The following is an 18,721-nucleotide window of genomic DNA, read 5'->3' on the forward strand; positions in this document are numbered from 1 at the left end:
CATGTGCCGCTGGATGGCCTATGCCGGCGAACCGGTTTTCGTCGACGAGCTGCTGTTCCGGCCGTGTCACTCCCTGATCGAGCAGAGCCGGCGGGCCCATGAGGCCAAGACCGGCGTCAATGCCGACGGCTTCGGCGTCGGCTGGTACGGCGAGCGGGCCGTGCCCGGTGTCTTCCGCGACATCATGCCGGCGTGGTCCGACGAGAACCTGAGGGCCCTCGCCCACCAGGTCCGCACCCGCCTCTTCCTCGCCCATGTGCGCGCCTCGACCGGGTCGCCGACCAGCCGGGTCAACTGCCATCCGTTCAGCGGCGGGCGCTGGCTCTTCGTCCATAACGGCCAGATCGGCGATTTCGCCCGGGTGCGCCGCCGGCTCGAGGCCCTCGTGCCGGACGAGCTCTATGCCGAGCGGCAAGGCGCGACGGATTCCGAACTCGTCTTCCTGCTGATGCGGGCGAACGGCCTGGAGCGCGATCCGGTCACTGCCACCCGCACGACGCTCGCCACCATCCTCGCGGCGATGAAGGAGAGCGGGGCGAATGCGCCGCTGCGCTTCACCGCCTGCTTCACCGATGGCGAGACCATCCACGCCTGCCGCTTCTCCTCCGACGACAAGCCGCCAACCCTCTATTGCGGCCGCACGGAGGGGGGCTGGCTGGTCGTCTCGGAACCCCTCGACACGGAAGGCGCGCGCTGGACCGCCGTGCCGCCGGACCATTGGGTGACGCTGAAGGGCGCGGGTCCGGTGGTGGAGCCCTTCGCCCTGCACTGAGGCGCCCCTTCGCGGAAGGGGATGGCCAAGGGCGAAAGGCCTGATAGGAAGGCCGCCCCGCTTCGTCACATCGAGCCGCCCCATGTCCCTCACCGATCCGATCCTCGTCGAAGTCCTGCGCGGCGACAGCGTCGAATGCGTCCACCGCGGCGCTTTGGTCGTCTTGGACGCGGCGGGCCGCGTCGTCTTCTCGGTCGGCGACATCGAGCAGGCGATCTATCCGCGTTCGGCCATCAAGGCGCTGCAGGCCCTCCCCCTGGTCGAGAGCGGCGCCGCCGACCGCTATGGCTTCGGCCATGCGGAACTGGCGCTGGCCTGTTCCTCGCATTCGGGCGAGCCGCGCCACGCCGAGACCGCCGCGGCCATGCTGGCCAAGGCCGGCCTCACCGAGGCGACCCTGGAATGCGGCGCGCACTGGCCCTCGGGCGCATCAGCCACGCAGGGCCTCGCCCGTTCCGGCGGCAAGCCCTCGGCGCTCCACAACAACTGCTCGGGCAAGCATTCCGGCTTCGTCTGCTTCGCCTGCCAGGAGGGGATCAACCCGACCGGCTATGTCGGCATCGACCACAAGGTCCAGCGCTTCGTCGCCGAGGCGGTGGGCGAGGTCACAGGCCATCGCCTCGACCGCGAGACGGCCTTCGGCATCGACGGCTGCTCGATCCCGACCTTCGCCGTGCCGCTGAAGAAGCTGGCGCACGGCTTTGCCAAGCTCGCCACCGGCGAGGGCGTCGGTCCCGAGCGCGCCAAGGCCTTCGCCCGGCTGCGCGCCGCCTGCGCCGCCGAGCCCTTCATGGTGGCCGGCTCGGGCCGCTTCTGCACCGATGTCATGGGCCTCTTCGGCGAGCGGGTCTTCGTGAAGACCGGCGCCGAGGGCGTGTTCTGCGCGGCGCTGCCCGGCCAGGGCCTGGGCGTGGCGCTCAAATGCCTCGATGGCGCGTCCCGTGCGAGCGAGGTGATGATGGCCACCCTCATCGCCAAACTGGTGCCCATGGACGAGGCAGAGCGTGCCAAATTCCAGCGCTTCGTGACGCCGGTCATGAAGAACTGGAATGGGATCACCGTCGGCGGCCTGCGCCCGACCTTCTCCTAAACCCTTCGACAATCAGGCGACTTTTTCCGCCGCGCGGCTGCGACAGCGGCGCACGGGGCTGTCTGCATGAATTCCAAAAAAGCCTCTTGCCAGCCCTTGGGGACGCGGTATCGTTCGCTTACGAATGATCTTCCGCAGAACAAAAGAACTGGAAGGTCGGCCAGAGGTGGAATGGATGGCCCCCGCCATCCGCATCCAGGGGAGATGTGTCATGCCGAAGCTCGATCTGTCGCGCCGGACCATGGTGGGCGGCCTTGCCGCCACCGGTCTTGCCCTGTCGTCCCGCACGACGCCCGCACAGGGCGCGCCGGTGCGGGTCGGCGAGCTGAATTCCTACAGCCGCATGGCGGCCTTCGCCGTCCCCTACCGCAATGGCATGCAGCTCGCCGTCGAGCAGATCAACGCGGCCGGCGGTCTTGCCGGCCTCGGCGGCCGCCCGCTCGAAATCGTCTTCCGCGACGACGGCTCGACCCCCGGTGACGCGGTGCGCGTCGCCGAGGAGCTCGTCACCCGCGAGAACGTCTCCTTCATCGCCGGCGCCTTCCTGTCGAATGTGGGCCTCGCACTCGCCGACTTCGCCAACCAGAAGAAGGTGCTCTATCTCGCCACCGAGCCGCTCACCGACGCGCTCACCATGGGCAGCGGCAACCCCTACACGTTCCGCGTCCGCCCCGGCACCTACATGCAGACCAAGATGCTGGTCGATGCCGCCAAGGGGAAGGGCGTGAAGCGCTGGGCCGTCGTGGCGCCCAACTACGAGTACGGCCAGTCGGCGGTCGCCGCCTTCAAGCGCCTGATGGGCGCGGCGGTGCCGGGCTTCGAGGTGGTCGCCGAGCAGTTCCCGGCCCTCGGCCGCGTCGATGCCGGCGCCACCGTCGGCGCGCTCGCCCAGAGCCGGCCGGACGGCATCTTCAACGTGCTCTTCGGCGCCGACCTCACCGCCTTCGTCCGCGAGGGCAACACCCGCGGCCTGTTCGAGCGCCGCACCGTGGTCAGCCTCCTCACCGGCGAGCCGGAATATCTCCTGCCTCTCGGCGACGAGACGCCGGACGGCTGGATCGTCACCGGCTATCCGCCGGAGCAGGTCACGACGCACGGCCACCCGGCCTTCGTCACCGCCTACAAGGCGAAGTTCAACGACACGCCGCGCCTCGGCTCGGTGCTCGGCTATGTCGTGCCCTTCATGATCCGCGACATGTTCAACAAGGCGAAGTCCACCGAGACGGCGGCGATGATCGAGGCCTTCAAGGACCTCACCACGCAGACGATCTGCGGCCCCGTCACCATGCGCGCCATCGACCAGCAGTCGACGCTCGGCGCCTGGGTCGGCGAGACGACGCTGCAGGGCAAGCTGCCGACCATGAAGAACTTCCGCTACGTGGACGGCGCCGAGGTCATGTTCCCCGAGGCCGAGGTCCGCGCCGCGCGCAAGATCTGACGGCTCCGCGCCTTCACCTGACGCGCCCGGCTCCTCCGGGCGCCCTCACCCAAGACAACCGGGCCGCGACCCTCCTCGCGACCCCGCTCTGATCGCTTGCGCCGAGAGCCGCCCCCGATGGATCTCTCCTTCGTCGTCATTCAGGCCCTGTCGGGATTGGCCAGCGCCTCGGCGCTGTTCGTCATCGCCTCGGGCCTGACGATCGTCTTCGGCGTCACCCGCATCGTGAATTTCGCCCACGGCTCGTTCTACATGCTCGGCGCCTACATGGCGGTGACCATCGTGCCGTGGCTGCTGCAGTTCGACCGCTCGCCGACGCTGTTCTTCGTCGGCGTGATCGCCTCGGCGGTCGTGGTCGGCATCCTCGGCGTCATCATGGAACTCGTGCTGCTGCGCCGCATCTACAAGGTGCCGGAGCTGTTCCAGCTGCTCGCCACCTTCGGCGTCGTGCTCATCGTCCAGGACGTGGTGCTGAAGGTCTGGGGCCCGGTCGACATTACCGGCCCGCGCGCGCCGGGCCTGCGCCACGGCATCGAGATCCTCGGCCAGCGCTTCCCGGCCTATGAGATGTTCCTCATCTTCGTCGGCCCCGCCGTGCTCGGCCTCCTCCTGCTCATCATGCACAAGACGCGGTTCGGCGTGCTGATCCGCGCCGCAACGCAGGACCGCGAGATGGTCGGCGCACTCGGCGTCAACCAGGCCATGCTGTTCACCGGCACGCTGTTCCTCGGCGCCTTCCTCGCCGGCCTCGGCGGCGCGCTGCAGATCCCGCGCCTGCCGGCGAATACCGGCATGGACCTCTCCATCATCACCGAGGCCTTCGTCGTCACCGTCATCGGCGGCATGGGCTCGGTGCCGGGCGCCTTCATCGCGGCGCTGATCATCAAGATGCTGGAGGCCTTCGGCATCCTCATCTTCCCGAAGATCACCCTCGTCCTCGTCTTCCTGCTGATGGCGGTGGTGCTGGTGGTGAAGCCCTGGGGCCTGCTCGGCAAGCCGGAGGTGGCCTCGGGCCGCGCCGTCCTCCCCGAGGGCATCCTGAACCTCAAGACCTTCACCCGCACCGAGACGCTGGTCTGGATCGGCCTCGCCGCCGCCCTGCTGCTCGTCCCGGTCTTCGGCGACACCTACAAGGTGAAGGTTGGCATCGAGATCATGGTCTTCGCGCTCGCCGCCTTCTCGCTCAACCTCTTGATCGGCAATGGCGGCATCGTCTCCTTCGGCCATGCCGCCTATTTCGGCGTCGGCGCCTATGCCGCGGGCCTACTCGTCACCGGGCCGCTGAAGGCGCCGATGGAGCTGGCGCTGGTCGTCGCGCCCATTGCCGGCGGTCTCGCGGCGGCCCTCTTCGGCTACTTCATCGTGCGGCTGTCGGGCATCTACCTTGCCATGCTGACGCTGGCCTTCGCACAGATCACCTATGCGATCTGCTTCCAGTGGGTGGAGGTGACGGGCGGCGACAATGGCGTGGTGGGCGTCTGGCCGTCGCGCTGGGCGGCCTCGCGCGAGGTCTATTTCTACGTCGTCGCGGTGATGTCCCTGACCACCATCCTGGCGCTCCGGCACCTGTTCTACACGCCCTTCGGCTACACGCTGCGCGCGGCGCGCGACAGCGCTACCCGCGCGGACGCCATCGGCATCGACGTGAAGACCCATCGCTGGCTCGCCTTCATCGTGGCGGGCGCGGCGGCGGGCCTTGCCGGGGCGCTCTACTCCTTCTCCAAGGGCTCGATCGACCCGACGATGATCTCCATCAGCATGTCCATCGACTTCCTGATGATGATCCTCACCGGCGGCATCCAGACGGTGATGGGCCCGGTGGTCGGCACCGCGGTCTTCCACTCGGTGAAGGACTTCTTCATGCCCCTCACCGACTTCTGGCGCTTCTTCCTAGGGGTCTCGATCATCGCCATCGTGCTGATCTTCCCGAAGGGGATCGTCGGCGCCGTCGATACGCTGCGCGAGCGCATGGGCCGCGGGCCCGCGCCTGCCCCGCTGCCCAAGCCCGCCGGGGAGGCCGCGTGATGGCGCCGCTTCTCACCGTCTCCGGCCTCGAGAAACGCTTCGGCGGCGTCACCGCCGGCAAGAATGTCACCTTCTCGCTCGATGCCGGCGAGATGCTCGCCATCATCGGCCCCAACGGGGCCGGCAAGTCGACGACCTTCAACATGGTCGGCGGGCAGCTCAAACCCGATGCCGGCTCCATCGTGCTGGCGGGCGTCGACATCACGGGCAAGCCGCCGCGCGAGGTCTGGCGCCTCGGGGTGGGGCGCACCTTCCAGATCGCCCAGACCTTCGTGTCGATGAGCGTCGTCGAGAACGTGCAGATGGCGCTGATCTCGCACCATCACCAGACCCGCGCCGTGACCTCCGCCGCGACGCGCCTGCACCGTGAGGCGGCGCTCGCCTTCCTCGACCGGGTCGGCATGGCCGACATGGCGGACCGGCCAGTGAACGAACTCGCCTATGGCGACGTGAAGCGGGTGGAACTCGCCATCGCGCTGGCCTCCGAGCCGAAGCTTCTCCTGATGGACGAACCGACCGCCGGCATGGCGCCGAAGGAGCGCACCGCGCTGATGCAGCTGACGTCCGACATCGCCCGCGCCCATGGCATCGGCGTGCTCTTCACCGAGCACGACATGGACTCGGTCTTCGGCCATGCCGACCGCATCCTCGTGCTCGTGCGCGGCGAGATCATCGCTGCCGGCACGCCCGACGAGGTGCGCTCCAACCAGCGGGTGAAGCAGGTCTATCTCGGCGAGGCCGGGGCGCAGGCCGCGCTCAAGGCCCGCCGCCAGGTCGTGGGGGCGCACTGATGTCCGCCGCCTCCACCACCATTCTCGAAACCCGCGGCCTCGCCGCCGCCTATGGCCATGCGCAGGTGCTGTTCGGCGTCGACGTGACGCTGCGCGCCGGCGAGGTCGTGGCGCTGATGGGCCGCAACGGCGCGGGCAAGTCGACCACGCTGAAGGCCATCATGGGCCTCGTCCCGGCCAATGGCGGCACGGTCACCTTCGAGGGCCAGGACGTGACGGGCTGGCAGCCCTTCCGCATCTCCCGGCTCGGCCTCGGCTATGTGCCGGAGGAGCGGCGGATCTTCACCGACCTCACCGTCTACGAGAACCTTGAGGTCGGCCGGAAGGCGGCGGCAGGCAGCCCCGGCAAGGAGCCCTGGTCGCTCGACCGGCTCTTCGCCATCTTCCCCAATCTCGCGGAGATGAAGGGACGGCGCGCCTCGGCCATGTCGGGCGGCGAGCAGCAGATGCTGACCATCGCCCGCACCCTCATGGGCAATCCCCACGCCGTGCTGCTGGACGAGCCCTCCGAGGGCCTGGCGCCGGTCATCGTCGAGCAGATGGCCGATGCGGTCCTCGCCATGAAGGCCCAGGGCATCGCCGTGCTGCTGTCGGAGCAGAACCTCTACTTCGCCTCCGCCGTGTCGGACCGCGCCTATGTCATCGAGAAGGGCGCCATCCGCTACGAGGGGACGACCGAGGACCTCGAGGCCAATGACGAGGTCCGCGAGGCCTATTTGAGCGTGTGAGTGCAGACCCGGGCGGAGGGTTCGATCCGCCACCGCTCTGCCGCCGGAGCCATCCGTCATCCCCGGCGAGCGAAGCGAGGGAAGGGGATCCAGGGTCCCACGGTCCGGCCTATCGGCTCCTGGACCCCCTTCCCTCGGCCCAAAGCGCGATGCCTTCGCATCCCGCTCGGGCCTCGCCGGGGGTGACGGAGTTCAGCGGCCGCAAGGCCGGATCATGACGGGCGGCGGGGTCTCCCCAATGTTCGTAGACGAATGAAACGGAGAGTGGATGTGAGGCGTGTTGCCGGCATCGACGTGGGAGGCACCTTCACCGACCTGCTCCTGACCGAGCAGGACGGCGCGGGCGTCACCGTCAGGCTCGCCAAGGTGCCGACGAGCATCGCCAACCAGGCGGTGGGCGTGGTCAAGGCGATCGAGGCGGCGGGCGTGAGCCCGGCCGAGCTCGACCTCATCATCCATGGCACCACGGCCACCACCAACGCGGTGCTGGAGCGCAAGGTCGCCAAGGTCGGGCTCATCACCACGGAAGGCTTCCGCGACGTGCTGGAGCTCGGCCGCCGCACCCGCCCGCGCGCCTATGGCATGACCGGCACCTTCGAGCCGCTGATCGAGCGGCCCTTCCGCCGCGAGGTGGCCGAGCGCATGAATGCTCAAGGGCAGGTGGTCACGCCGCTGGACGAGGCGGCGGTGAAGCGCGAGGCCGAGGCGCTGGCGGCGGCGGGCTGCGAGGCCATCGTCGTCCACTTCCTCCATTCCTACGCCAACCCGGCCCATGAGCTGCGCGCCGGCGAGATCGTCCGGAGCGTCTGGCCGAACGACTACGTGACGCTCGGCCATGCGCTCCTCTCCGAATATCGCGAGTATGAGCGTGGCACGACGGCGAGCGTGAACGCCGCGGTGCAGCCGATCCTCGACCGCTATGTGCAGCGCCTGCAGGGCGACCTCTCCGCCAAGGGCTTCGGCCGCGACCTCCTCGTCATGAACGGCAATGGCGGCACGGTGCCGGCCACCGTCGTCGCCCGCGAGGCGGCGAAGACGGTGATGTCGGGTCCTGCCTCCGGCGTCATGGCGGCGGCGGCGACCCTCGCCCAGTCCGGCCTCACCAATGCCATCACCTATGACATGGGCGGCACCTCCACCGACGTGGCGCTGATCCATGGCGGCATCCCCGAGGTCTCGGCGGAGCTGACCATCGACTATGGCCTGCCGATCCACCTGCCCATGGTGGATGTGCGCACCGTCGGCGCCGGCGGCGGCTCCATCGCCTCGGTGAATGCGGCCGGGATGCTGCAGGTCGGCCCGCATTCGGCCGGCTCGGAGCCTGGCCCCATCTGTTACGGGCGTGGCGGCACGCGACCGACCATCACCGACGCCAATCTCGTCCTCGGCCGGCTCGATCCCGACCGGCTGACGGCGGTGCAGGCCAAGGTCTCGCTCGCCGACATCCGCGCCATTTTCGAGCGCGACCTCGCCAAGCCCCTCGGCATGAGCATCGAGGAGGCGGCCGCCGCCGTCATCCGGCTCGGCAATGTCCACATGTCCGGCGCCATCCGCATGGTGTCGCTGTCGCGCGGCTACGACCCGCGCGATTTCGTGCTCTTCGCCTTCGGCGGCGCGGGGCCGCTCCATGCCGTGGCGCTCGCCCGCGAGCTCGGCATTCCCGAGGTTCTGGTGCCGGCGCGGCCGGGCCTCACCAATGCGCTGGGCTGCCTCGTGGCGGACCTGCGCCAGGACCGCGTCAACACCGTCAACAAGCCGCTCGACCAGGTCGACATGGACGAGGTGAAGCGGCTGATGACGGCGCAGCGCGAGGGTGCGCTCGCCGTCGTCGCCGCCGAGGCGGCGGAGATCGAGGAGACCGTGGTCATCCATGGCGCGGACATGCAGTTCCGCGGCCAGACCCATCTCATCCGCGTGCCGATGGCCTCGCCCGACGTGACGCGCGAGGAGATCCAGGCGGCTTTCGAGGCCGCCTATTTCCACCGCTTCCAGGTGCGGCTGCCGGAGATCCGCGCTGTCCTCGTGAACCTCGTGACCTCGGTGATCGGCCGCAGGCGCGCCTTCCCGCTGGCGAGCCTGCTCGACGCCTCGGCGCGGGCGGCGGATGTCGCTGGCGCGGTGATCGGCGAGCGCCAGGTTCATGCCGACGGACGCTGGTGGCCGGCCAAGGTCTATGCCCGCGATGCGCTGCAGGTCGGCGCGACCATCACGGGTCCCGCCATCGTGCAGCAGATCGACGCGACGACGGTGATCGAACCCGGCGCGGTCGCAACCGTGGATGCCATCGGCAATCTCAGGGTGAAGGCATGAGGATGGTTGTCGCGATGAAGGTGCGTGCCGCGCGCAAACCCTCTCCCCTCGTGGGAGAGGGTGCCCGCGTCAGCGGGCGGGTGAGGGGGAGCCGCGAGGCCTCGCTCCTGTCATGCCCCTCACCCGGCGCCTGCCGGCGCCACCCTCTCCCACGAGGGGAGAGGGTTCGCGCACGTTTTGCGGAGCGGACGTCATGACGTTCCACAGCCCCACCGCCATCGACGCCCTCACCCTCGCCGTCATCCAGGCCGGTCTGCAGCAGGTCTGCAACGAGATGGACATCGCCTTCTCGCGCTCGGCCTTCTCGCCGGTCATCGCCGAGGCAGACGACCGCGCGGACGGCATCTATGACCGCGACACCGGCGCGCTGATCGCCCAGGGCGAATATGGCCTGCCGGTCTTCGTCGGCACGATGCAGCATTCGACCGGCCACATCATTCGCCTCATCGGCGAGGGCAAGGCCGGCAAGCCGGAGCCCGGCGACATCTACATCGTCAACGACCCCTATCTCGGCGGCACGCACCTCATGGACGTGCGCTTCGCCAAGCCCGTCTTTGTCGATGGCGAGCTCTTCTGCTGGCTGCAGAACACCGGCCACTGGCCGGACATCGGCGGCATGGTGCCCGGCGGCTTCTCGGCCCACGCGACGGAAGTCGAGCAGGAAGGCCTGCGCCTGCCGCCGGTGAAGCTGTTCAAGCGCGGCGAAATGGACCCGGAGATCTTCGCGATCATCTCGTCGAACATCCGCATCGCCGACCAGCGCATCGGCGACATCAAGGCCCAGGCCGCGGCCCTGCTGGTCGGCGAGACGCGGCTCATGGACCTCGTGGCGAAGTACGGCGCGGCGACGCTGGACGAGGCGATCCGCCAGATCCGCGCCCGCTCGGCCGAACGGATGCGGGCGGAGATCCGCGCCATTCCGGACGGGGTCTACCACTCCGAGAGCTTCGTCGACTCCGACGGCGTCGTGAACGAGCCGCTGCGCATCGCCCTCACCGTCACCAAGACGGGTGAGACCATGAGCTTCGACTTTTCGCGCTCCTCGCCGCCCTGCCAGGGGCCGATGAACTCGGTCTTCGCCACCACCTGCTCGTCGGTCTATCTCGGCGTGAAGCACATCTTCCCGGACGTGCCGATCAATTCCGGTGCCTTCGAGCCGCTGACCATCCTCAAGCCCGAGGGCACGTTCCTCGACGCGCAGTACCCGCGCCCGGTCTCGGGCTGCGCGGCGGAGGTCTCCCAGCGCATCGCGGAGGCGGTGTTCCTCGCCCTCGTCCAGGCCATTCCCGACAAGGTGACGGCGGCCCCCGCCGGTACCTCCGGCAACTTTGCGCTGGGCGGCTTCGACCCGGCGAAGAAGGCCGGCTACGTCATGTACCAGATCACCGGCGGCGGCTATGGCGGCAACATCGCCCATGACGGCCTGACCAATGGCTGCTCGACCATCGGCATCTCCAAGACCGCGCCGGTCGAGGTGATGGAGCAGTACTACCCCGTGCTGTTCCGCCGCTTCGCCCTGCGCGAGGGCTCGGGCGGCGCCGGCAAGGCGCGCGGCGGCTTCGGCGTGCATTACGAGGTGGAACTGCTGCGCGGCGAGGCGCGCGCCTCCTTCGTCATGGACCATGGCCGCTTCGGCCCGCCGGGCGTGCTCGGTGGCAAGGATGGCGCGCCGAATGTCGTGAAGATCCATCGCGGCACCGAGACGACGATTCCCGAGCACCTCTCCAAGGACCAGGGCCTGAGGATCCGCGCCGGCGACCGCGTCGAGGTGATGACGCCCGGTGGCGGCGGCTACGGCGATCCGGAGAAGCGCGATCCGGCGGCCATCGCCCGGGATGTCGCCCGCGGCTACTACACGGCGGCCGAGGCCGAGGCGCTGTGGGGATGGAGGGGCTGATGGCACGTCTGGAGGCACCCAGAGTGGATTTCCCGATCGGCTCGCACTGCCATGTCCCCTCCCCCCGCTTGCGGAGGGGAGGGTCAGGGTGGGGGGCCTATGGGACTCGCTGCCCCGCCGAAATGCAGCTGGCTCGTGCACTCCGGTATGGGTCCGTCCCCCCACCCCTAACCCCTCCCCTCCGCAAGCGGGGGGAGGGGAATGCAGCCAGTGCCGGGAGCCTCGGTACTCTTCGACGGATGGGCGTCAGCTTCCTTTCGGCCGCCATCACGTCTCGTCGGCGGGGTGAAGCAGCGGCGCCGTCCGCGCCCGCCACCATCTCCGACCTGCGGAGCATCGTGCCATGACCCGCTATTTTCGTCCGACCAGCCTCGACGAGGCCATCGCCATCAAGGCGGCTCAGGACGTGACCGTGCTGGCCGGCGGCACCGACGTCTACCCCGTCCGCACCGCCCGCAAAGCCTGGGGCGATCCGGCCCACAAACCTGTCCTCGACATCACCGCCATTCCGGGCCTGCGCGGGATCACGCAGGAGGCCGGCGGCTGGCGGCTTGGCGCGCTCACCACCTGGAGCGACCTCGCCCGCGCCGACCTTCCACCGCTTTTCGACGGCTATCGCCGCGCGGCGCGGGAGGTCGGCGGCCTGCAGGTGCAGAACCTCGGCACGCTCGCAGGAAATCTCGTCACGGCCTCGCCGGCCGGCGACGGCATCCCGAACCTCATGGCGCTCGACGCCGTGGTCGAAGTCGCCGGCAAGGGCGGCACGCGCACCCTGCCCATCCAGGCCTTCTCCACCGGCTATCGCAGCACGGCGCTGGCGTCCCATGAGCTCGTCACCGCCCTGATCGTGCCGAAGCTCGACGGCGCCCGCTCGACCTTCTGCAAGCTCGGTGCCCGCAAATATCTCGTCATCTCCATCGCCATGGTTGCGGCGGTGGTCGCCACCGACGAGGCCGGCACCATCACCGCCGCGCGGATTGCGGTCGGCGCCTGCTCGGCCGTGGCGCAGCGGCTGTCCGCGCTGGAAACCGCCCTCATCGGGAAGGCCCTCGCGAGCGCGAGCGGCCTCGTGAACCCGGACCACCTCGCCGGCCTCCAGCCCATCGACGACGTGCGCGCCAGCGCCGCCTACCGCCGCGACGCGGCCCTCACGCTGGTCCGTGACGCGCTTGCCGACCTTGCCTCCCCCGCCTCCCGGAGGGCCGCCTGATGCTCGACCGTCCCGCCGCATCCACCGTCACGCTCACCGTCAACGGCGAGGCCCGGCACGTCGCCGCCGCGCCCTTTGCGAGCCTCGCCGACACGCTGCGCGAGGGCCTGGGTCTGACCGGCACCAAGGTCGGCTGCGATGCCGGCGATTGCGGCGCCTGCACCGTCCTTCTCGATGGCGCGCAGGTCTGCGCCTGCCTCGTCGCCACGGCGCAGGCGGAGGGTCGCGCCATCACCACGATCGAGGCCTCCGATCCGCTGATCGACCGGCTGCGCGCCGCCTTCCTCGCGGAGGGCGCGGCCCAGTGCGGCATCTGCACCCCCGGCATGATCATGGCCGCGGCGGACCTGCTCGCCCGCAACCCCTCCCCCACGCGCTCTGAGATCGAGGACGGCATCGGCGGCGTGCTCTGCCGCTGCACCGGTTACGCCAAGATCATCGAGGCCATCGACGCCGTGGCGCGCGGCGCCAATGCCTATGCCCCCGTGGCGGAAGCCGGCGCCGCGGTCGGCGCCCGCATCGCCCGCACCGACGGACTGCCGAAGGTGCAGGGCACCGACCGCTTCGGCGCCGACCATGCGCCCGAGGGGGCACTGTGGATGCGCGCCGTGCGCTCGCCCCATGCCCGGGCCCGCTTCACCCTGGGCGACCTCGCCGCGGTGAAGGCAGCCCATCCCGGCCTCGAGGCGATCCTCACGGCCGCGGACATTCCCGGCGCCAATTCCTTCGGCATCTTCCCGACCATCAAGGACCAGCCGGTGCTGGCGCCGGGCTTGGTGCGCTACCGCGGCGAAGCCATCCTCGCTCTCGTCGGCACGCGGGAGGCGGTGGAGGGCATCGCCGATGCCGCGCTGCCGATCACCTGGGAGGTGGAACCGGCGCTGATCGGCGTCGAGGCGGCGCTGGCCGAGGGCGCGACGCCGCTCCACGCCAACATTCCCGACAATGTGTTGACCCGCGGCTATCTCGAGACCGGCGACGTCATCGAGGGCCACAGGCTCGGCGCCGCAACGGCCGAGGGCCGGTTCCGCACCGGCTTCGTCGAACACGCCTATATCGAGCCGGAAGCTGGCTACGCGATCCGGGTCGGAGATCGGATCGAGGTCACGGCCTGCACTCAGGCCGCGGTCATGGACCAGGAGGAGGTCGCCCGCGTCGTCGGCGTGCCGATGACGCAGGTGCGGATCATCCCCACTGCCTGTGGCGGCGGCTTCGGCGGCAAGCTCGACGTCTCCATCCAGCCGCTCATCGCGGTCGCGGCCTGGCTGACCAGGAAGCCCGTGCGCATCGTCTATTCGCGCACCGAGAGCATGGCCTCCACCACCAAGCGCCATCCTTCCAAGATCCAGGCCCGCATGTCGGCGGACGCCTCCGGCCGCTTCACCGCCTACGAGATGCAGGGCGATTTCAACACCGGCGCCTATGCCTCCTGGGGGCCGACGGTCGCCAACCGCGTGCCGGTCCACGCCACGGGCCCCTACAAGGTGCCGCATGTGCGCAACGCCACCCGCGCCGTGCACACCAACGAGGTGCCGGCCGGTGCCTTCCGCGGCTTCGGCGTGCCGCAGGCGGCGATCGCCGGCGAGACGCTGATCGACGATCTCGCGGAGCGCCTGGGGCTCGACCGCTGGCAGATCCGCCGCATCAACGCCATCGGCCATGGCGACCGCACGCCCACGGGACAGGTGCTGCACGCCTCCGCCGGCCTGCCCGAATGCCTCGACGCGGTGAAGCCGGAGTACGACGAGCTCATGGCCGCGGCCGCCGCCCACAATGCGAAGGGCGGCCGCATGGCCCGCGGCGTCGGTGTCGCCTGCATGTGGTACGGCTGCGGCAACACCTCCATGTCCAACCCGTCGAAGATGCGGATCACGCTGACCCGCGACGGGCGGCTGACCTTCCTCAACGGTGCGGTGGATATCGGCCAGGGCTCGTCCACCGTGCTCCTGCAGATCGCGGCGGATGCGCTGGGCCTGCCGCCGCAGGCCTTCGGCTTCGTGGTCGGCGATACCGACAAGACCTTCGATGCCGGCAAGACCTCGGCCTCGCGCCAGACCTTCGTTTCGGGGAACGCAGCCAAATTGGCGGGCGCGGACCTCAGGGCGAAGATGCTGGCGCTGGCCAATGCCGGCCCCACCGCCCGGCTCGCGCTCGAAGGGTCGCGCCTGACGGTGGAGGACGGCGAGGCGAGCCGCGTGATCGACCTTGCCACGCTCGCCGCCGACGAGGCCGGCATCGTGCTGATGGGCGATGGCGAATATGACCCGCCCACCACCGCGCTCGACGCCAAGGGCCAGGGCATCCCCTACGCGACCTATGGCTTCGCCGCTCAGGTGGCGGAGGTGGAGGTCGACCGGCTGCTCGGCACGGTGAAGGTGACCCGCATCGTCGCCGCCCACGATGTCGGCCGCGCCATCAACCCGACGCTGACCGAGGGCCAGATCCATGGCGGCATCGCGCAAGGGCTCGGGCTGGCGCTGATGGAGGAATATCTCCCCGGCCGCACCGAGAACCTGCACGACTATCTCATCCCCACCGCCGGCGACGTGCCGGAGATCCGCATCCACCTCATCGAGGATCCGGAGCCGGAGGGGCCGTTTGGGGCGAAGGGCGTCGGTGAGCCTGCGCTCGTCGCGACCGCCCCGGCCATCCTCGGCGCCATCCGCCACGCGGTCGGCGTGCGCATGACCGAGGTGCCTGTCCTGCCGCACAAGCTCTGGGCGGCCATGCAGGGCCAGAGGGAGGCGGCGGAATGAGGACGTCTTTCCCGGCACTTGCGATCCCTGCCCCACCCGCACCCTCCCCGCTCCGCGGGGAGGGAAACCACGGCGTCCCGCCGGCCTTTGATCGGCTGGGCCAGGCACAACCGTTTCTCGTCAGCCGCGACGCGGTAGCCCCCCTCCCCTCGCCAGAGGGGAGGGTGAGGGTGGGGCATTCCTTGCGGCCTCCCGCGCACAGAACCCGCGCCGATCACCCCATCCCAGGAGGTCGCCATGACCGCCACTGACCACCTCTCGCTCGAGGCGCGCTCGAAAAAGTTCGGCGCGGCGGAGGCCGACGGCATCCTGCGCTGCGACGCCTGCCCCGTGCTCTGCCGCATCCGTCCCGGCCGCGCCGGGGCCTGCTCGCGCTATGCCAACGAGAACGGCCAGCTGGTGCGCACCGACCCGGTCGTGCTGCTGGCAAAGACCGTCGAGGACGGCGGCAAGCTCGTGGAATTCGGCAAGAACGACTGGGACGGCCAGGTGCTGGATCCCTCGCGCACCTTCGTCACCGCGATCGGCGCGGGCACGACCTATCCCGACTACAAGCCGGCGCCCTTCATCGTCTCGGCGGAGCATGACGGCGTCGACACGGTCACCGTCGTGACCGAGGGCATCTTCAGCTACTGCGGCGTCAAGGTGAAGATCGACACCGACCGGCACCTCGGGCCCGAGGCGGCGCCCATCCGCGTGAACGGCGAGCAGGTCGGCCATGTCACGACCGCCGAGTACGGCAGCCAGATGCTCTCCATCGGCGGCGTGCGGCACCTGACCGGCGGCTCGAAGAAGGAAGGCAACGTCACCTGCGAGACGATGCTGAAGCTGTGCGCGGGCGAGGCCGTCACCATGACCATCGACGGCGGCCACGAGGTCGTCGTCGCCGCGAACCAGGCGCCCATCGTCGACGGCAAGCCGGAGCAGCGGATGCGGGTCGGCTGCGGCTCGGCCACCGTCGGCATCTTCGCCAAGCAGTGGCTTGGCCATGTCGACGAGGTCATCGTCGTCGATGACCACATCACCGGCGTGCTGACCGAGCACCAGGCGGGCAAGGTGCTCGACATGCGCCAGGCGGGCATCCGCGTGCGCGGCCGCAAGTCGACGCCCGGCCGCTATTTCCAGGTGGCCAATCCCGGCATCGGCTGGGGCGGGACCGACATCGAGGACCCGCTGTCGATCATCCAGAAGATCGACCCGGCGGTGGCCTGGCCGGGCCTGCGGCTGCTGCTCACCTCCACCACCGGCGAGCATTTCCTCTACTGCGTGCTGGACGAGAACCTTGTGCCGCAGCCGGCTCCCATCCCTGACGCCGTGATGAAGGTGGTCGACCGCATCGGCGAGAACTGCGAGCCCTCGCTCTGCACCGTGCTGTTCATGGCAGGCGCCGGTGGATCGCTGCGCGCCGGCGTCACCGAGAATCCGGTGCTGCTGACGCGGTCGGTGGCGAGCGGCGAGACGCGCGTCACCATGGGCGGCGCGCCGGTCTATCTCTGGCCTGGCGGCGGCATCACCGTCATGGCCGATGTCACCAAGCTGCCGAAGAACGCCTTCGGCTCGGTACCGACGCCGGCCATCGTCGCGCCCATCGAGTTCACCCTGCCGCGGGCGCTCTACGAGCAGCTCGGCGGGCACATGGAGGACATCGTCACGATCGACGACATCCTGCGCGATGTCGCCCCGACCGCCCGCATCGACGGCTGGATATCCGGCAATCCCTGGCCCTTCCCGGAGGCACGATCGTGACGGCGAAACGGGCGAAGGCGAGCGACGAGGCGCCGCAGGAGCGGCCCTACATCCTCGAGGAGCAGATCGGCTTCCTCATCCGGCGCGCCCATCAGCGCGCCAGCGCCATTTTCGAGCAGGTGATGGACGGCTTCGACGTGACGCCGGTGCAATATGCCGCGCTCGCCAAGCTGCATGACCTCGGCCCCACCTCGCAGAACCAGCTGGGGCGCATGGTCGGCATCGACCCAGCGACCATGTTCGGCGTCGCCGGCCGGCTCGCCAAGCGCGGGCTCGTCTCGCCCTCGGTCGACCCCAATGACGCGCGGCTCGTGCTCCTCAGCCTCACCGCCGCGGGACGCGAGGCGATCGAGGGCATGAAGGCGCTGGGGCCCGTGGTAACCGCGCGCACGCTGGAGCCGCTGAGCGAGGAGGAGGCTGAGACCCTCATCGCCCTTCTCGGCCGCATCGGCTGAGCCATGTGGGAGCCGCCCGCCGTCCAGCCGCTCGCCGGCGACCGGCTGCATCTGCAGCACGGGCCGATCGACCTGGTGTTGCGCGCCTGGGGGGCGGCCAGCGCGGTGCGCGAGGCCTATGACGCGGCCATCGCCCGATTCCAGACGGTGCTGCCGGAGCTCGTCGGCGAGCTCGCAGAACTGCGCAAGCCCATGGCCGAGAAGCCGCAGGTGGAAGGACCGGTGGCGCAGCGGATGGTGGCGGCCTGCCGGCCCCATGCCGGGGTCTTCGTCACGCCGATGGCGGCGGTGGCGGGGTCGGTAGCCGACGAGATCCTCGAGGTGATGGTGGAGGCAGCCCCCCTCGACCGCGCCTTCGTCAATGATGGCGGCGACATCGCGGTGCATCTCACCGAGGGCGAGACGCTGGATGTCGCGCTTGCCGCCGACTTCTCCCGCGGACCCATCCCGTCGCTGAATGGCCGGCTCAGCCTTTCCCATGGCGATGGCATCGGCGGCATCGCGACATCCGGCGCGCAGGGGCGCTCCTTCTCGCTCGGCATCGCCGATTCCGTGACCATCCTGGCGCGCGATGCGGCGAGCGCCGATGTCGCGGCGACGCTGGTCGCCAACGCGGTGGACGCCGACCACCCCGCGGTGGAGCGGCGGCCGGCAACGGCGCTCGATCCCGACAGCGATCTGGGCGACCGTCTCGTCACCACCGCGGTCGGGTCCCTGCCCGGCCCGGTCATCGCCGCGGCGCTCGCGGCAGGCCTTGCCCGCGCCGAACACTTGCAGCGGCGCGGCCTCATCTTCGACGCGGCCCTCGTCCTCCAGGGCGAGAGCCGCATCCTCGGCAAAAGCAGACCCATGAGGGAGATCCGGTCATGAGCATCGACGTCAGGAAGATCGTCGTCGGCGTTGAGGAGGTTCGCCACGATGGCGGGCCGAAGCTCGACAAGCCCATCCTCAAGGGCTGGGTGGCGGCGGTGCTGAAGAACCCGTTCGCCGGCCGCTATGTCGAGGACATCCAGCCGATGATGGACGAGCTGAAGCCGCTCGGCCTCGAATGCTCGACCAAGCTGCTCAAGGCGCTCGGCGGCGACACCGCGGCCATCGAGGCCTATGGCAAGGGTTCGCTGGTGGGCTCCGCCGGGGAACTGGAACATGGCGCGCTCTGGCACGTGCCCGGCGGCTACGCCATGCGCGAACTGCTCGGCGAGGCGCTGGCCATCGTGCCGTCCATGACCAAGGTCGGGCCGATGGGCGCCATCCTCGACGTGCCGATCCATCACCGCAACGCGGCCTATGTGCGCTCGCACTTCGACGGCGTGACGCTGATGGTGCAGGATAGTCCGCGCGCCGACGAGATCCTGTTTGCGCTGGCCATGACCACCGGCGGCCGGCCGCATCCGCGCATGGGAGGCCTCACGCAGGACCAGATTTCCAAGCGCGACGGGCAGAGGTGAGGAACAAAGAGATGCACGCCATGATTGCATATCATACGGATTTTCCGTATGCTAG

General features: G+C 69.8%; 14 protein-coding genes. All 14 read left to right on the plus strand.

Annotated elements, in window-relative coordinates:
• Position 1: 1 nt before the first annotated feature.
• The 14 genes from C8P69_RS04600 to C8P69_RS04665 all read left to right on the plus strand — a co-directional run bounded on the left by C8P69_RS04600 (position 2) and on the right by C8P69_RS04665 (position 18,666).
• Positions 2-772: a class II glutamine amidotransferase gene (locus tag C8P69_RS04600; RefSeq protein ID WP_108174699.1), complete on the plus strand. Its 771-nt coding sequence runs from the start codon at positions 2-4 to the stop codon at positions 770-772.
• Positions 773-854: 82 nt separating this feature from the next.
• A complete protein-coding gene (locus C8P69_RS04605; protein ID WP_108174700.1) occupies positions 855-1,862 on the plus strand; it encodes an asparaginase in 1,008 nt (335 codons plus the stop codon).
• Between the two features lie 211 nt (positions 1,863-2,073).
• Positions 2,074-3,300, plus strand: coding sequence for an ABC transporter substrate-binding protein (locus C8P69_RS04610; protein ID WP_108174701.1), 1,227 nt, complete (start codon positions 2,074-2,076; stop codon positions 3,298-3,300).
• Positions 3,301-3,417: 117 nt separating this feature from the next.
• Positions 3,418-5,325 (plus strand): ABC transporter permease, encoded by a 1,908-nt coding sequence (locus tag C8P69_RS04615; RefSeq protein ID WP_108174702.1) that lies wholly within the window; start codon positions 3,418-3,420, stop codon positions 5,323-5,325.
• The gene (locus C8P69_RS04620) at positions 5,325-6,116 is read left to right on the plus strand and encodes an ABC transporter ATP-binding protein (protein WP_108174703.1); all 792 of its coding nucleotides are present in this window, start codon (positions 5,325-5,327) and stop codon (positions 6,114-6,116) included. The genes C8P69_RS04615 and C8P69_RS04620 overlap by 1 nt, the downstream gene beginning before the upstream one ends.
• Positions 6,116-6,844, plus strand: a complete 729-nt coding sequence (locus tag C8P69_RS04625; protein ID WP_108174704.1) for an ABC transporter ATP-binding protein — start codon at positions 6,116-6,118, stop codon at positions 6,842-6,844. The genes C8P69_RS04620 and C8P69_RS04625 overlap by 1 nt, the downstream gene beginning before the upstream one ends.
• A 252-nt stretch (positions 6,845-7,096) precedes the next feature.
• Positions 7,097-9,154 carry a hydantoinase/oxoprolinase family protein gene (locus C8P69_RS04630; protein ID WP_108174705.1) on the plus strand — a complete coding sequence of 686 codons (2,058 nt, stop codon included), beginning with the start codon at positions 7,097-7,099 and terminating at the stop codon, positions 9,152-9,154.
• Positions 9,155-9,347: 193 nt separating this feature from the next.
• Positions 9,348-11,051, plus strand: coding sequence for a hydantoinase B/oxoprolinase family protein (locus tag C8P69_RS04635; protein ID WP_108174706.1), 1,704 nt, complete (start codon positions 9,348-9,350; stop codon positions 11,049-11,051).
• A 343-nt stretch (positions 11,052-11,394) separates the two neighbouring features.
• Positions 11,395-12,261 (plus strand): FAD binding domain-containing protein, encoded by an 867-nt coding sequence (locus C8P69_RS04640; RefSeq protein WP_108174707.1) that lies wholly within the window; start codon positions 11,395-11,397, stop codon positions 12,259-12,261.
• On the plus strand, positions 12,261-15,017 hold the full coding sequence (locus C8P69_RS04645) for a molybdopterin-dependent oxidoreductase (RefSeq protein WP_108174708.1): 2,757 nt from the start codon (positions 12,261-12,263) through the stop codon (positions 15,015-15,017). Before C8P69_RS04640 ends, C8P69_RS04645 begins: the two co-directional genes overlap by 1 nt.
• 237 nt (positions 15,018-15,254) lie before the next feature.
• Positions 15,255-16,763 carry a 6-hydroxynicotinate reductase gene (locus C8P69_RS04650; protein ID WP_108174709.1) on the plus strand — a complete coding sequence of 503 codons (1,509 nt, stop codon included), beginning with the start codon at positions 15,255-15,257 and terminating at the stop codon, positions 16,761-16,763.
• Positions 16,760-17,218 carry a MarR family winged helix-turn-helix transcriptional regulator gene (locus C8P69_RS04655; protein ID WP_245901867.1) on the plus strand — a complete coding sequence of 153 codons (459 nt, stop codon included), beginning with the start codon at positions 16,760-16,762 and terminating at the stop codon, positions 17,216-17,218. Before C8P69_RS04650 ends, C8P69_RS04655 begins: the two co-directional genes overlap by 4 nt.
• A 3-nt stretch (positions 17,219-17,221) precedes the next feature.
• On the plus strand, positions 17,222-18,088 hold the full coding sequence (locus C8P69_RS04660) for a UPF0280 family protein (RefSeq protein ID WP_108174710.1): 867 nt from the start codon (positions 17,222-17,224) through the stop codon (positions 18,086-18,088).
• Positions 18,085-18,666: an amino acid synthesis family protein gene (locus C8P69_RS04665; RefSeq protein WP_108174711.1), complete on the plus strand. Its 582-nt coding sequence runs from the start codon at positions 18,085-18,087 to the stop codon at positions 18,664-18,666. Before C8P69_RS04660 ends, C8P69_RS04665 begins: the two co-directional genes overlap by 4 nt.
• The last annotated feature ends 55 nt before the right edge of the window (positions 18,667-18,721 follow it).

The sequence above is a fragment of the Phreatobacter oligotrophus genome, assembly GCF_003046185.1.
Taxonomy (GTDB): Bacteria; Pseudomonadota; Alphaproteobacteria; order Rhizobiales; family Phreatobacteraceae; genus Phreatobacter; species Phreatobacter oligotrophus.

Excerpts from the sequence above, each read along its gene's own strand:
- C8P69_RS04610 (WP_108174701.1), top strand. The coding sequence starts at position 2,074 with ATGCCGAAGCTCGATCTGTCGCGCCGGACCATGGTGGGCGGCCTTGCC.
- C8P69_RS04620 (WP_108174703.1), top strand. The coding sequence starts at position 5,325 with ATGGCGCCGCTTCTCACCGTCTCCGGCCTCGAGAAACGCTTCGGCGGC.
- C8P69_RS04660 (WP_108174710.1), top strand. The coding sequence starts at position 17,222 with ATGTGGGAGCCGCCCGCCGTCCAGCCGCTCGCCGGCGACCGGCTGCAT.
- C8P69_RS04605 (WP_108174700.1), top strand. The coding sequence starts at position 855 with ATGTCCCTCACCGATCCGATCCTCGTCGAAGTCCTGCGCGGCGACAGC.
- C8P69_RS04630 (WP_108174705.1), top strand. The coding sequence starts at position 7,097 with ATGAAACGGAGAGTGGATGTGAGGCGTGTTGCCGGCATCGACGTGGGA.
- C8P69_RS04600 (WP_108174699.1), top strand. The coding sequence starts at position 2 with ATGTGCCGCTGGATGGCCTATGCCGGCGAACCGGTTTTCGTCGACGAG.
- C8P69_RS04645 (WP_108174708.1), top strand. The coding sequence starts at position 12,261 with ATGCTCGACCGTCCCGCCGCATCCACCGTCACGCTCACCGTCAACGGC.
- C8P69_RS04640 (WP_108174707.1), top strand. The coding sequence starts at position 11,395 with ATGACCCGCTATTTTCGTCCGACCAGCCTCGACGAGGCCATCGCCATC.
- C8P69_RS04625 (WP_108174704.1), top strand. The coding sequence starts at position 6,116 with ATGTCCGCCGCCTCCACCACCATTCTCGAAACCCGCGGCCTCGCCGCC.
- C8P69_RS04665 (WP_108174711.1), top strand. The coding sequence starts at position 18,085 with ATGAGCATCGACGTCAGGAAGATCGTCGTCGGCGTTGAGGAGGTTCGC.
- C8P69_RS04650 (WP_108174709.1), top strand. The coding sequence starts at position 15,255 with ATGACCGCCACTGACCACCTCTCGCTCGAGGCGCGCTCGAAAAAGTTC.
- C8P69_RS04615 (WP_108174702.1), top strand. The coding sequence starts at position 3,418 with ATGGATCTCTCCTTCGTCGTCATTCAGGCCCTGTCGGGATTGGCCAGC.
- C8P69_RS04635 (WP_108174706.1), top strand. The coding sequence starts at position 9,348 with ATGACGTTCCACAGCCCCACCGCCATCGACGCCCTCACCCTCGCCGTC.